The 14,768-nt window shown below is 43.2% G+C and carries 8 protein-coding genes and 1 pseudogene; 3 read left to right on the top strand and 6 right to left on the bottom strand.

Features of this window, described 5'->3' with window-relative positions; all coding sequences use genetic code 11:
• Nucleotides 1–21: 21 nt before the first annotated feature.
• Genes QT979_RS08175 through dpdE form a run of 5 tightly spaced genes read right to left on the bottom strand, consistent with a single transcriptional unit; the run spans nt 22 to nt 10,616 of the window.
• The gene (locus QT979_RS08175) at nt 22–735 is read right to left on the bottom strand and encodes a hypothetical protein (RefSeq protein ID WP_333309145.1); all 714 of its coding nucleotides are present in this window, start codon (nt 733–735) and stop codon (nt 22–24) included.
• Nucleotides 732–3,824, bottom strand: coding sequence for a protein DpdH (dpdH, locus tag QT979_RS08170; protein WP_333309143.1), 3,093 nt, complete (start codon nt 3,822–3,824; stop codon nt 732–734). The genes QT979_RS08175 and dpdH overlap by 4 nt, the downstream gene beginning before the upstream one ends.
• Nucleotides 3,821–4,705, bottom strand: coding sequence for a protein DpdG (dpdG, locus tag QT979_RS08165; RefSeq protein ID WP_333309142.1), 885 nt, complete (start codon nt 4,703–4,705; stop codon nt 3,821–3,823). Before dpdG ends, dpdH begins: the two co-directional genes overlap by 4 nt.
• Nucleotides 4,702–7,248, bottom strand: coding sequence for a protein DpdF (gene dpdF, locus QT979_RS08160; RefSeq protein ID WP_333309140.1), 2,547 nt, complete (start codon nt 7,246–7,248; stop codon nt 4,702–4,704). Before dpdF ends, dpdG begins: the two co-directional genes overlap by 4 nt.
• A complete protein-coding gene (gene dpdE, locus QT979_RS08155; RefSeq protein ID WP_333309138.1) occupies nt 7,248–10,616 on the bottom strand; it encodes a protein DpdE in 3,369 nt (1,122 codons plus the stop codon). Before dpdE ends, dpdF begins: the two co-directional genes overlap by 1 nt.
• A 160-nt stretch (nt 10,617–10,776) precedes the next feature.
• Here dpdE and QT979_RS08150 point away from each other — a divergent pair.
• Both QT979_RS08150 and QT979_RS08145 read left to right on the top strand, forming a co-directional pair.
• Nucleotides 10,777–11,499, top strand: a pseudogene (locus tag QT979_RS08150) (IS1 family transposase).
• Between the two features lie 257 nt (nt 11,500–11,756).
• Complete coding sequence (locus QT979_RS08145) at nt 11,757–12,536, top strand: ABC transporter ATP-binding protein (RefSeq protein ID WP_333214059.1); 780 nt, start codon at nt 11,757–11,759, stop codon at nt 12,534–12,536.
• A gap of 237 nt (nt 12,537–12,773) precedes the next feature.
• Here the strand turns inward: QT979_RS08145 and QT979_RS08140 are convergent, their stop codons facing one another.
• Entirely contained in the window at nt 12,774–13,622 is an 849-nt protein-coding gene (locus QT979_RS08140) for a PEP-CTERM sorting domain-containing protein (protein ID WP_333309136.1), read from the bottom strand.
• Nucleotides 13,623–13,939: 317 nt separating this feature from the next.
• Between QT979_RS08140 and QT979_RS08135 the strand changes: the two genes are divergently transcribed.
• Nucleotides 13,940–14,647: an ABC transporter ATP-binding protein gene (locus QT979_RS08135; protein WP_006631855.1), complete on the top strand. Its 708-nt coding sequence runs from the start codon at nt 13,940–13,942 to the stop codon at nt 14,645–14,647.
• Nucleotides 14,648–14,768 lie beyond the last annotated feature (121 nt).

Genomic DNA, 14,768 nt, shown 5'->3' with positions numbered 1-14,768 from the left:
TCTTGGACAATCGCAAACCATTTATTTTGTCAAGTGAATTCGTAAAGAATCAATAAGACCATGTTTAGTCAACCAATCTTTTACCTCTGGCGTTAAAAGTCCCAGGCTAGCACCCTCATTAGCAGCCACTCTCAGAAAACGAAGCACTGCTTCAGGAACCTCATCAGCATTTAAGCCATCCCAGCACTGCTTTAATTCCTCAATTAGCCGATCGACTTTATCAAAATCCTCACTGCTTTGGGGAATTGAGTTAGACTCCCGAATTTGCCCATCTAAATTTCTAATTCGTTGGATAGTTGGCTTAAAGGCCGAAACTTTATCCAGCACATTCAGGATTTCATTATTCGTGATCGGCATCTTTTGAATTCGGTACAGCCACCAAGCTTGACTCAATTGCTCTCTCAGAGAATTTTGTAATTGCTCTATCCTAGAAGTGAAATTCTTTTTGTTGTTAAAATTTTCATTGGGTATAATCCATTCAGAATTTTTTTTAAATTCTGCCTCAACATTAGCAATAAATGTGAGCAAAATCTCAGCCTTTTGAGTTAAATGAAAATTGGTAATTCCTTTTTGGCGAAAAGCTCTCAAAGATTGAACAAGAGGTATAGTTTCAGCGACAGCTTGCTCAATCTGTTGTTGTCTAGATTGAAAACCTTGCAAATTTTTTGCATCTTTCTGAAGATTACTTTTATATTGAGATAACTCAATCAGTTGAGTGGATTTTTGTAAAATCATACGATCTCTCCTTTAATTTCAGTAATTAGATTTCGCAGTTTAGCCAATCCATCTTCAATAGCCCTATGGCAAGATTCTACTGTTGCACCACCAGACACTTCTAAATCTTCAATGCGGTTATTCACCTCGGTTAGAGAAGCATCAAGAAAATTGTTAGTGCTGCCGACAAATTCGGAAGCCTCTGTCATTGCTTTTTGATGATTTTCGCTGAGATACTTAAGCAGCTTGCTCGGTTTACTATCGGGATTATCTTTCTCAGCTTGCACGCGCTTCATTGTTTCTAAATAGCTAGAAATCCCAACTCGTTTAAACTGTTCCAATACTGATTTTAGCTCATAGACACTCTTTCTGCCTCCAAGTACACCAGCTTCTTGCGAGCTATCGATCGCCCGCTTTACTAAATCGGTAACATCTTTTTTCTTGATGTCTTCCCCTAATTCAGCTACTAGAGAATTGTAAACAGCAAGTTGGCGATCGCACTCTTCCTGAATCGCTTTTTCTAGCAGTTCATCCGCAGCTTGACGCGCTTTATCGATTTCGGGAAACTTCTCTCGAACATCAGCCGGAATTTCACATTGAGGTTGCCAAGATTTGCTAACCTGTTTCAATGGGTCGAGGATTTGTACAACATCAATAATCTGAAATTGTTTAGAACTTCCTTTTGTGCAAGCCGTGCGACTTTTAACAATTTCTAGTAAAGCCTGGCGGTGGTTTTGTAAGCTATTAAATAGCTTTTTCCAGTTAGCTGAACGATTTTCTAAATCTTTTGCTTCTAAATCGAGAAACAAACTATTAATCAAATCTTCCATCGAATTTGTAGGATGTCCGGCCATTGTTGCTGCGATCGCCAGTAGCTCAACAGCCGCAGGGACAGGGTTCCAGGGTTCCCCAGACTCGCGGGGATACAGGCGAATTTGCTCTAAAACATATTGACTCCATTTTTCCAGTTGTGTGGCATAAGCGCGAAAGTAGCTAGATCCCTTGGGGAACTTCCAATGCTTGTAATGGTTGTATTGTAAAATGCCTTGGAAGGCGATCGCGCTTTCTCGAAACTCATCAGGATCGTCAGGAGTAAGAGGAAGAGATAGTTTAACTCCAGAAATCGTCTCCCTCGTAACTTTTGGGCTGTAAAAAATTAAGTTTCGGCGCTTAAAGTATTTACTATCGCTAGCAGCAAAACTCCCCTGAAGTAGCATTTCTGTATCCCATTCTATCCGCTCAACAATAGCTGAGTAAATCAACGGGCGCAGTTCTCCACCGATATCCTGCGGGAGAATTTCTCGGTTATTCCAGCGATCGAGAATTTGCAGTTGATTCGCCAACTTATCGGGAATTTTTTCAGTTTGAGATTGTGGCTCAACTCGATAATTACTAACCGAAGTCCTAGAGTCTTTAGCCTGCGAAGCTGAGGGTCGAACTTTGGTCTGCTGCACCTTCACGCCAAGTGCAGGAATATCAAATGCGGAGTGAATTTCTGGGCGAAAATCACAAAGCTCGTTACTATCCGTCCACAAATCGAGGAGAGTTTGGCGGCGATCGTAATTTTGTGAATCTTTGGCTTTAATATCGGCCTGAACCATTGCACTCAGCCGCATCTTGCCAAAGTGTTCTCGCAGAGAATTAGCAGGAAAGTCTCCATGCTTAATATCAGAAATAGAATTTTCTAGAGTCCACTTGAGAACATCTCTAATCAAAAATCGAGGTTTAAAAGTTTCGGGGTTTACCCTGGCAAGCATCTGCTCTAAGGCTTCAGGCGTGAAGGGATACAAACCAAAACCGTCCGCTTCTCCAAAACCTGCATGACAAGCTAGTTTGTGTTCGCATTCATTGCAAGCACTACTTAGTGCTGTTTTATCTGAATCTTCATAATTGCGAGACTTAGCCCAATCTTGAATTATTTTATCCTCCAAACGCACCGCGTTGAGGTATCGAGCCACAAATTGTTTGATATCTGCATAATTCACTAAAGATTGTTGTTTTCCAACTGTACCGACATCGAGATTAACGCTAAAAGTAATCCGTTGTTTTACAGTATCTAACCTCAAACCGTCAAAATAGCCCGTAGTACAAGCTAGCGCCGTTCGGATCGCGCACAAAGATTTGCCTCCGGCTTGTTGCGGCCTCGCTAAAACTGCTTCTAAAACTTCGCGGTCAATTCCTTGAAATTTGGCAAAATCTTCAATCAGTAAAACTAATTCTACTCCTTCTTCGGCTAAAGCTTCGCGAACCTCTCGCATTAATCTTTGCAAATCTTCCCGTCCGAGGCTCAAAACTTGAGCGATCGCTTCATCTAAATGTCGGTTCAACCAATCTACAGTTGCCTTTTGGATATCCTCATCGCCGATTAACAAGCTATAAAATTCCCGCGATCGCTCCCCAGCTTTTTGCAAGTTTAAAACATTTAGAGGCAAGTCCTCAAGCGAAAATTGCCGCCGTTCTTCAACAATTTCAACCGTATCTCGATGTCCGAGAATGTGGACAACTAATTTATGAATAATACCTCCATCTTTTAGCCAGTGTTCTCGGAAAAATGGATCGTATAAAAAAGAGTCAATTACATCAACCAGGTAATATTGTTCATCAGAAAGTTGAGTGCGATCGCCCCGACCATTTGGGCCAACCGCAGCAGCAAGCTGATTCAGAAGTTGTTCCCGCGCTTGTGCTTCTGTCAAGCTGCTAGTGGCTCGATTTAAACGCTGCCGGTATTCATCAAAAGTTGCTCCTGCCATCCCTTCTAATATTAAACTGATAATATCTTTGAGATTCGTTCCAATTTTGGGAATGAGCAAAACTCGGCGCTTGTCGGTCGATTCAATATTGGCGGCCAGCCAGCGAATCAGGTGAGATTTTCCCGTGCCCGAACTTCCTAAAACTGGTACGAAAGCGAAATCTTGTTCGGCAAGAAAATCTTTGAGAAATTGTTCCTCACTGTAGGGAAATCGCGACGGTACTTCGATAAGTTCCTGGCGGTACATTGCGATCGGATGGTGAGTTGCCAGAAATATACTATCTGCAGTTTGGGTAGCTTCCACACCCATCACACGGCGAACGCGCTCCACATCCCAGCAAACAAATTTTGTAAAAGTCATAGTTCTACTCCCCTCAAAATAATATGAGAAAATCCTGCTTCATTGTCGGCACTTGGAAAGATGAATAAATCGGCATCCGACTCTTTTTTAAGCTGGATGTAACCATCATCCTCAAGGCGCAATAAAGCAAAAGCCGTGCTAGTGGATAAATGATTGGGTAAGCGAAAACCGATTTTTTCCTCAACCTGTTCTCGAAATTTGCCACTTTCAAACACCGGGCATTTTTTAGCTAAACGATCGACAAACTCTGCGAGCGAAACTTTAGCTTGTACTTCTCCTTGAAATAACTCTTTTAAATTTCGTCTGAGATAAGCAGTTGGCTCAGGAACTATTATTTTGTTCCCTCCTAAAGCATGGCCCCAAGCAAACCCTAAATAACACATCCAGTCCGCGACTTGACCGAACAGAGTATTGCTGGATATTTTCAAATCTAAAGACTCAGCAACTCTCTGTTCTGCGACACGCTGTTCTACTTCTTCCCACGTACCGGGAGCATCATAAATATCTTGGGCTAAATACCATGCTATTAAGCGACCTAAATCTTCTTCATCTTCGTTATCAGAAGCGAAAAATAGCTGTACCAGCGTATCCGGTAACAACTTATCGCCAGTTTGAGGATGTCTGGATGCTTCGGGAAGATGACCATTTATAGCAATCTCCTCGTTTTCTTCGATTAATAAGTCGCACTTGATACTTTCTCGCAGTGCAGCATCAAACATCGGATGTTCCGCACTTTTGTTTCTCCCTTCTGATAATTTCTCTGGAGAAAGCAGGCGAGTGAGTTTTTCCCTGTTTTCACGCTGCTTGGGGGCTTGAAGTAAATATCTAAATATGCCTCGCATTCGGCTAGGAGTAGCCAAAGCAGTTTTTAATACGCTCATAAATTAACCTCCGTGCAAAAGTGGTTAAACATAAAGTATTTACCTGAAAAAATATCGATCAGCTTGCGATCATTGCGACTGGGATCTCGTGTATCTAAGGGAAGCACGATAATCAGCGGCGCCTCAGAATTTCTGTTTGGTGACAGATAGTTGTCATGGAGCCTCTTTCCGGGCGGATGAAAGATGAGGGTAGGAATGCGCGGCATCAGAATGGGTTGGTATTTTTCAAACACAAAGAGAAAAGGATCTGAGATTAGATTTGGTTCTTTAATAAATGTACTATGAAATTCGTGAGTAACAACTAAATTCCTAATTCCCTGATCCCTCAACCATTGAAAAAATTTAGGGGTTTTGACTTTCCAATTTTTCTCCTCCATAGATTCATAGAAAATCAGCATTAATTTATCTCCGGCTAGCAATCGTTCTAGTTCTTCACCTACCCAAAAATTAGGCTTTTGCCATACAGGTGATGGGGCGGGCATAATTCCCGAAAATCGTGATTCCCCCTTTTTTCTGCACACAGGACATCCACCACAAGCAGGAGAAATCCTAACCATTTTTCTCGGTTCTGGTATTGCACGATCGCGTATTGTGTAAGCTTCAGCTAATATTTCCGAAATACAGCGTTTTGGTCGTAAAGCCTCGCGCATCAATTCCAAATTTTTATAGCTCCAGTTTTGGCGGTGTTGGCGAATTGGTTCTACTTTACGTTCCCAGGTTTCGGCTTTCAGATGCGATTCATCTAAAATACGAATAAATCGGGATTCTCGGTGCAGTTTCCACGCTTTTTGATAAGCGTCTTTCGATTCAAAATTTTGGATTAGCGGTGGTCGCTCTGAATCAATTTCGATTAAACCAGCCCGACTCATCAGCGTTAAAGTGCGGATGTTCCAAGCCTGATTTTGTTCGCTGTTCATGTCAATATCTGCTAGTTGGAAAGATGGAGGAATATTGACGGGAACGCGAAACCGCCCATCGGCAAGAATTTTTTTCCTTAAAAACATACTTTCCCACCGCTGCAAACCCCGTTCGATCGTAATTGCAGAATTTTCATTAAGATACTTGGCAATTTTTAGGTCTTCCGTGGTATGCAATGTGAGCGAGATTGCTGCCTTGCCATCTCGACCTCCTCGACCGACTTCTTGATAGAAACGATCGATAGTTTCTGGGATGCAGGCATGAATTACGGCTCGAACATCGGACTGATCCACGCCCAATCCGAAAGCCGAAGTAGCAACGACTATATCAACTCGTCTCTCGCGCAAGTCTTGAATCAATTGAGAGCGTTCTGCTGCACTAGAATCTCCGGTCATAATGGCACACCGCTTGAATCCAGCACGCAACAAATCCTGTTCCCATCGCCTCACATCTTGGCGTTTTGTGGCGTAAACAATCAGAGGGCGAGGGAGATGATAAACAGCTTCAATTAGTCGCTCTTTTCTGATTTCTTCACTTTGACACCAAGCAAACCAGTAAGAGGGTTCTGGTCGCAACTGCACGGCAGATATCACTTGAAACGGGCCGGGTTTGCCGAATAAAGTTTCCAGGGTATCCAAACAGGATTCTGTTAAGGTTGCAGTCAGCAATAAAGTTGTAAAAGAAGTTAAACGCAACAAGTCTCTTCGCAAGCCGGGAAGTTCTTGAAAGGCTGGGCGAAATTCATCGCCCCACTGCTCGACGATATGAGCTTCATCTATTACGAAATACCTCAACTTTTTTGACATTGCGGCTTCATAAAGAGAGGGTGCAAGGGAACTCATCAAGCTTTCGGGTGAGGTGAAAACGATGCGCTGGGTGCCGTTGCGAATGCGATCGCGAATTTCCTTCCGTCTCTGTTGTCCTGCCTCAGACTCATCGCCATAATAAGCAGTCGCATGGTTAACAAAAGGTTTCAAAGCTCGTTCTTGGTCGATCGCTAGTGCTGTAGTCGGCACAACAATGACACTGACACCACCAATTTGCGATCGCAAAAGCGCTGGCAATTGAGCGCAGAGACTTTTTCCCGAACCCGTAGGCAGATTAATCACAAGTGTCGAACTCTCAGGCGCAGTCAAAACAGCACGAATTGCTTCGCGTTGCCCTACACTCCGATATTCCTTCAAATTCACCAATTCCAGAAACGGATCTCCCGCTACAGGCTCGTAGTTACGGCGAATTTCCTCTTTAAATACGGGTTGGTCTGGATGATATTGTTCGGAAAAATCCAGCCAATTTGGTTGCCAAGGATCAGCGCTAATTAAATAGTAATCCGAACCTTCACGCAAAATATTGATACCGCTTTGCAACCAAATTTCGCGATTCGGGAAAGAAGAAGTCCGACGTACTTCTATAATTTGGGGCATTCCGCCCTGTAGCTCATCTTCTCGCCGCAATACGTGACGAACTAAAGCAGCAATATCCCCTTTTCCCGGCGCGTCAGGAGTTCCCGCAGCAGCCAAAGCATCAAGCAAGCGCCTTTGACAAGCTTCTGAAAACTGACTTGTATCAGCAGGTAGATTACCTGTTTGTAGAATGTCTCTGAACTCTTGGAATGAATCAGCCATCACTCATCCCCCTCTTCCAAAAATTGAACGGGAACTCGCCCAGAAACAATGATGAATCCTACAGAATCAAGCTTGATTCGGGGATGGCGAATTCCTTCTAAAATAGCTTGACTTAAAGCAGTTTCTGTGTTGACTTCTTGCGCTAATAATGAATGCGAAGTTTGTTGGCTTTGAGCTAAGCGGTTAAGACGCAGGCGCAGTTGAGCAAGCCTTTTTCCTAGTTTCTGTTCGGCAATTTGGGCCTGTTGTTCACAGAGTTCGATGAAAGAAGTGCGATCGCCCAACAATGTTTCAGAAGTCCGACGTGCCTGATGACATAATTCTTGCCAATTACTAGCATCAATAAACTCATTCAGAATCGGCAATCGACTTTTCGCCAAGTTGTAATCTCGGCATGGATGACTGCTTTTACCTTTATAGGGACGTTGCAGGATCTTCACAAGTGCTTCATCTTCAACAATGCTTATTGGTTCAGAGCGAGCATCCATGAAAATTGTCTCTATAATTGGGGGAAGTAGCGCATCTGTACGTCGCTTTAGAGCTTTATATTTGTTATTATCTATCCCAAAATCTGTTAAAACTTTTTGGGCTATCTCTAAATTGGCTTCGACTACATAATTAAAGCGAAAACCGAACCATTCCATCCCTTCCCCAGCATCCCAAGATTCATCGCATCGCCACATTGCAAATGCTTGACCCCTGTCATCCCAATGAATATAAGATGCTAGTGCTTCTACAAATCCTTCCCCAATACGGTAGAGGTTGACACCAGGATATTGAGTTGATATTCTCCGGTTATAAGTACCAGAGGGTTGTGCATAAGCAGCAAAGCGAGTTTGCAGATCGTGGATGGGAATTAGAGTGCGCTTAGTAGGTTGATAACGCCCTACTTTTTCTAAATTCGGATCGTCAATTTGTTTGAAGTGCAGTGCTTGACATATCCAGTCTTCTGTTGCTCGTTTAATTTCCTGATGGCGAGCATCATAATCATCTAAAGTTTGAAAATATTGGGTAGCGTTTTCATCCTGGGCATCTATTTCATCTAAAGCGTTTTGTTCGCTAATTTTTACCTGTTCTTCAGCAATTTCTTGTTGGATAGTCCCTATCATTTCTAATAGTCCACTAGCACCAGATTGAAACATAGTGGTTAGCAGTCCTGGTAATTTTTCATCTACATAAAACTGGATACTGGCAATTGATTGATGCAAGATGCCGAAACCGTCTTTTAATAATTGATACCAAGCATCGTGAGGGCTATCCTCTAAGTCTGAGCCGGCGAATACTGTAAATTGAACATTTAAAGGGCGACCAATGCGATCGATCCTACCAATCCTTTGTTCTAAACTATTTGGCGACCAGGGAAGATCGAAATGAATCATCCAATCAACAAATTGAAAGTTCCGACCTTCTTCTGCAGAGGAATCGCAAACAAGGATAAAACAATTTCGGTCAGTTTTGAACTGGTTGAGGCTTTTCTCAACATGAGAACGAGACAGTCCTAATTGATGGCTAGCTACAGATGCCTGACCAAAGGTATCTGATAAGCACCGGAAAATTTCAGCGCCTGTTTGGGCAAAACTGGTGAAAATGACAATTTTAGGTAGGGGATTTCCCGATACCGGTCGGCGAATTTGCTGTTGCACCTGTTCGAGCAATTTATGAAGGTTGCTGCGATAAGATTGAAGTTTAAAAGTTTCTGAAAGATGATAAAGTATGACTATTTTGAGTAAGTCGAGGCGAGATCCTTCTTCTGAAGGTTGCTGAATAATCCTTAGTAAAGATTGCAAAATCTGGTCTTCCCCATAAAATTTAGGGGTTTCTGTCAGAATGCGGATATTATCAGCACCAAATTCTTGAATCAAGGCAGAATGGGAGATGCCGCTTAAACGGGTTTCGAGCACTTGCGCTAAAATCCCTAACCAAGTCCCGCTAGCACGGAATAAAAGGAGAAAAATTTGCTGATATTGTTGTTGGTTAGGAGCGACTGTGCGCCATTCATCAATTAGTTCGTGAATTTCGGGCGATCGCTCATCTAAGTCATACTCTACTTTTGGTGTCACATTTCGGGCAAAAATTACATCTTCCACCGCAGCGCGACGGTTGCGGAGCATTCTACGGTGTAACCGATAGGTGTCGCTGATGTGGGTGCGAATCGATCGCACAATTCCATCTCGATCGGCCGGGAGTGTTTCTTTAGAAAGCAAACAATTTTGTAATTCGTCTACGAGATTTAGCAGATATTTATCTTCAGCAAAAAGGTTTCGCAGTTGGTTGAGGTTAGTTTTAAGCACAAACGGATTTGCTTTCTCTTTAAATGAGAGTAAAACTCGACCAATTTGTTGGCGGTTTTTCACCCTCGCACGAAAACCTTCTAAATCATCAAGTTGATAGGTGATCGGATCGAGTAGGTGCAGCATCGCCAGGAAATCTTGCTCGTGATTGAGAACTGGAGTTGCAGATAATAGAAGTAGGCGATCGCTTTTATGAGCGAGGTGTTTGCAAGTCTCGAAACGCCTGCGCTTTATCGAATCTGAAGAGGTCGCCATTGCTGCAATATGATGTGCTTCATCTAAAATCAGGAAGCCCAAATCGGCATGAGGGCTGACTCGATCGACATCCTCTACTGCAAGTACCTGGACACTATTGTCCAAGTCAGAGACATAGAATTTATGTTCTAATTCTTGAAGCCACTGTTCCCGCAGGTATTGCGGTACAAGCACCACTGCACGTCCCTGCGGTTCATCGAGGAGATACTGGCGAAGAATAGCACCTGCTTCGATCGTCTTTCCCAGTCCAACTTCATCAGCTAAGAGGTAACGTTGAATGGGGTCTTCGAGTACGCGGCGGACAACTTCAACTTGATGGGGATAAAGGTCAATATTGGCAGAAATCAGCCCTGTCATCCCGCGACTGACAGCGCGTTGTTCGATGAGACACTGGACAAAAGCTAAACGTCGATCGTGAAAGTAGGGCGTTTCTTGACCTTTCATCGCTAGAGTTTCGATTGGGTCATCGATGGGTAGGTTGCAACGAACGTAAATTTCCTGTTCAGCAACTAATGCTATCTTTTTATCGGGTAGATCTATTCGATACTGACCTTTGTCTTCGTCCCAGTCAAAAATTCGGCCAATTATCCATGTATCCTGGCTTTCTGGCTGGATGTAGCATCGTGTCTGAGGCGGGAGTTGAACTCTATAAAGCGAAGTTAAGGGTAAGGTTTTTTCAAGGCGTTGCCCAATTGAGCAGAAGTATTCAACTGTTGCTGTAGAGTAAGATATCTCGGTAACTTTTCCGATTCCGAAGTCGTTGTTTGGCGATTTTTCTGCGGAGACGCTTCGCGATCGCACCAGCAAACCAAGCTTTATCATAGTTCCGGCCTCTACATTCCCTCTTACTAGAGTAGCCCATACCCATGAAAAACTAGCAGTGTAATTTAATTTTCCACCCTTTTTGTCCTTACACTGGTAGTGCCCTGAAGGAAAGGATCAGAGTACGTTATGATTAGAGAAGTGTTTGCCATAGCGTGATATGACATTAGAAATTAATTGTTGCCCTAATTGTGGTTCTGAAGAAGTTAGTCGAAACGGTCAAACTCGGCATCATAAACAACATTATAAATGCCGAGAATGTGGTCGTCAATTTGTTTTAAATCCGGCATGGAAACCTATTACAAAACAACAAAAAGAGTTGATATCACGGATGCTACTTGAACGTATTTCTCAGGCGGGGATTGCTCGGGTACTACAAGTGTCAGAAGATACAGTGCAGCGATACGTTAATAGCCAAGCCGCTGCTGTTAAGAAGCAAGTGGAGGTGACTCCCAAGCAAAAAAAGCGCTTGAGTGTTCAGATGGATGAGTTATGGTCATTCGTTGATAGTAAAGGAAATCAGCAGTGGGTCTGGCTGGCATTGGATGCCCAGACTAGGGAAATTGTTGGTGTACATATTGGAGAGCGTAGCGCAGTATCGGCTCAAGCTTTATGGAATTCAATGCCACCAGTGTAGCGTCAGTGTGCAGTAATTTATACCGACCATTGGAGTGCTTATGATTCTGTATTGCCCAGCAAACGTCATCGGAGTGTAGACAAAGATAGTGGTTTTACTAGCTATATCGAGCGCTTCAACTGTACTATTCGACAACGAGTGTCTCGATTGGTAAGAAAGAGCTTAGCCTTCTCTAAAAAATTAGAAAATCATATTGCTGCCATTTGGCGCTTTGTGCATCATTACAATGCTAATTTACAACTCTAAACGCCTACTTTCTTTGAATTCAGTTTAATTCTCTTAATCCTTTCCTTCAGGGCACTACCCAAGGGGAAACCTTAAACCGAAACGCAGTCATGAAGCTTAGCCCAAGACTTTCTGTAACGCATTCCGATCCCCAAATCTTTCCCTGTGGTAACGAGCATCCCACCACAGCCAAGCTGACGCACTTTAACAGAGCCGATTTGGTATTATATAGAATCCCAGCTATAACCGCTTAAGTAATATTAGGAATCACAACCAAAATGTCATTATTAGAAGCACAGCAACTTACAATGCGATTCGGCGGTTTGACTGCGGTCAACCAGGTTAGTTTAACCTTGGAAAAAGGCTCGATCGCCAGTTTGATCGGCCCCAACGGTGCGGGCAAAACTACTTTTTTTAATATGCTGACAGGTATCTACAAACCGAGTGGCGGTCAGTTGCTTTTGGAACAGAAAAATATCACGGGTTTGCCTCCCGATCGCCTGACAACTTTCGGCATTGCTAGAACTTTTCAAAATATCCGCTTGTTTAACAACATGACTGTGCTGGATAATGTTTTAGTAGGTAGGCACTGCCGATTGAAAACAGGTTTGTTGGGTGCAATCCTCCGCCCTCCCGCTGCAAATCTGGAGGAGCGGGAAGCTAAAATAAAAGCGCTCACTATGCTTGATTTTGTCGGTTTAGGTGCTGCTAAAGCGCCGGAGTTGGCAAAAAACCTTTCCTACGGAGACCAGCGCAGATTGGAAATTGCGCGGGCTTTGGCTTCCGATCCGAAAGTGTTGCTTTTGGACGAACCGACTGCCGGGATGAACCCTAACGAAACGGCTGATTTAACTCGCTTTATTTATCGGATTCGCGATGAGTTGAATTTGAGTATTTTGCTGATTGAACATGATATGAAAGTGGTGATGGGAATTAGCGATCGCGTGAGTGTTATGGAGTACGGTACTAAAATTGCTGAGGGAACTCCAGATCAAGTTCGCGCCGATCCTCGCGTGATTGAGGCATATTTGGGAAAAGAAGAAGATGGACATGGTTAATGGGTATTGTGTGCCGACAGATAAGTGACGTGGGCAGTGTTTATCCTCGGAAGAAGCGAGATAATGTTCAGCCAATTAACCCAATAAAATTAGGGCGGGTTTCACCAACAATCTGTCATTCAAACCGATAATATTTATCAACCCACCCACGGCGACAGCATTTTATAACGAGCAATTCAACGGAAACGATAGGAGGTGCGCCTCGCACAGCCTACGGATTAACATCCGGGGTTTTTCCTAAACTTTTGATTTGACTTCCGACATTTGTTTCTTGTGTTTTCTCTGCCTGACAAACAATCCTAAAAAGATTGCAGTACCTAATACTGTGCTCGGTTCTGGAACTGCTTCTGCTTCTGCTTCTGCCTTTGCGATATTGTTTTTAACTTCTACCAATGTTAAGTTAGTGGCGCTGTTGAATGTCCGCGAATATACCCCAGAAGTATACAGGAGGGTAGCTGCTGTACTTCCTTCAGCCAGAAAATTAAAGTTAATTTGTGTGGGTTTAAAGCTGTTGCTAACGAAGGCATTTGCAGAAAAGCCACTAGAAGAGTCTAAACCGATGGCAAATTGAAAAGAGTCTAACAAAATGTTAGTAACAGTGTTAATCACCCAGAAAGATATACTGCCACCCGCCCTGGCGCGTTCGGATTGGGGGTTGTCAACTGATGTTAAAAGAGCTAAAAATGTCTGAAAAGTGAAGGAAAAAGTTTCTTCGGCATCAATGAAGAAGTCGCCGATCACTGCTGCTTGACTTTGGGCGAAACCGGAATAGTTATTCCCGCTGCCTATGACTGCACTTTGCGAGAGATTTTCTGCCAGCAATTCGTGACAGTTAGATATAAAAACTGCATCAGCAGTTGCCTCGCTAATAACTGAACCGCTGTTAGCTATGGCCTGAGTGTAAGTGTTAATGTTAGTAAATGTACCTGTGTCAGTCGGTGTGTGACTGATGTTGTCAATCATTACTGCTGCTGCAGAACCTGCTATTGTGGCAGCACGGCTGGGCGCTACACCTACACTCAAGCTGGTTACTAAAGGAGTTGCTAATAAAAATGCGATCGCTCCACTAATGTGATTGAATTTCATGGTGAATTTCCTTAAATTTGAAACATTTTAAGTGTTGTTATTGGTAAGTTGTAGCAGTGGGTTTCGCTTACGTATCAATACTACCTATTTACTTAGAGATTTTTGTAAAGCTACTGTCAAGAAATCTTATGTTTAAGTAAAAATTATGTAAAGTTGGTCGCCACAGCTACAAAAAATACATTGTATGGGAGCTAGGGCTGGTGTTGATCTAAGTAAAATTACTGCTTACTATAAAAAAGCTTGATTTTAAATAAATGCAATAAAATTTTATAATAAGTCGGGATAATATAATAAGGCACAAAGCAGAAAGAGTAATTATGTTGGAAATTAAAGACATTCACACCTACTACGGAAATATCCACGCTCTCAAAGGAGTATCGCTAACAGTCTCGCAGGGAGAAGTTGTGACATTAATCGGCAGCAACGGGGCGGGGAAAACTACAACTCTCCGCACGATTCAAGGACTGCTGCGCCCGCGCCAAGGCACTGTATTATTTGAGGGAAAGCCTTTAGAAGCACTATCTACAGAGGCGATCGTCCGTTTGGGGATTTCTCAAAGTCCCGAAGGGCGGTTGATTTTTCCGCGCATGACGGTGCAAGAAAACCTGGAAATGGGTGCTTATCTCCGCAACGATACTCTCGGCATCAAGTCCGATATGGAAAAAGCATTAAATTTATTTCCTCGTTTGCGAGAAAGAATTAGTCAAAAAGGGGGAACTCTCAGCGGCGGCGAACAGCAAATGTTGGCGATCGCCCGGGCTTTGATGTCGCGCCCCCGCTTGTTATTATTGGACGAGCCGAGTATGGGATTGGCACCGATGTTAGTCAGTCAAATTTTTGCGATCGTCCGCGATATTAATGCTGAAGGAACAACTATTTTACTGGTGGAACAAAACGCCCGCATGGCTTTAAGTGTAGCCCATCGCGGCTATGTCATCCAAACTGGTCAGGTTGTAGTCGCTGGTACTGCTAGTGATTTGCAGTCAAATGAAACTGTTCGCAAAGCATATTTAGGTGAAAGTTAAATATGGGCATTGGGCATTGGGCATTGGGCATTGGGCATTGGGCATTGAAACTGACAACTAACAACCAAAAACCAACAAATAATAAATAATATCGTTTTCGGTTGCATCGGTATTGTTCAAA

This window comes from Microcoleus sp. w2-18bC1 (assembly GCF_036700365.1).
Taxonomy (GTDB): Bacteria; Cyanobacteriota; Cyanobacteriia; order Cyanobacteriales; family Microcoleaceae; genus Microcoleus.
The sequence above is the reverse complement of the archived record's forward strand: the minus strand, read 5'-3'. Positions and strand labels throughout refer to the sequence as shown.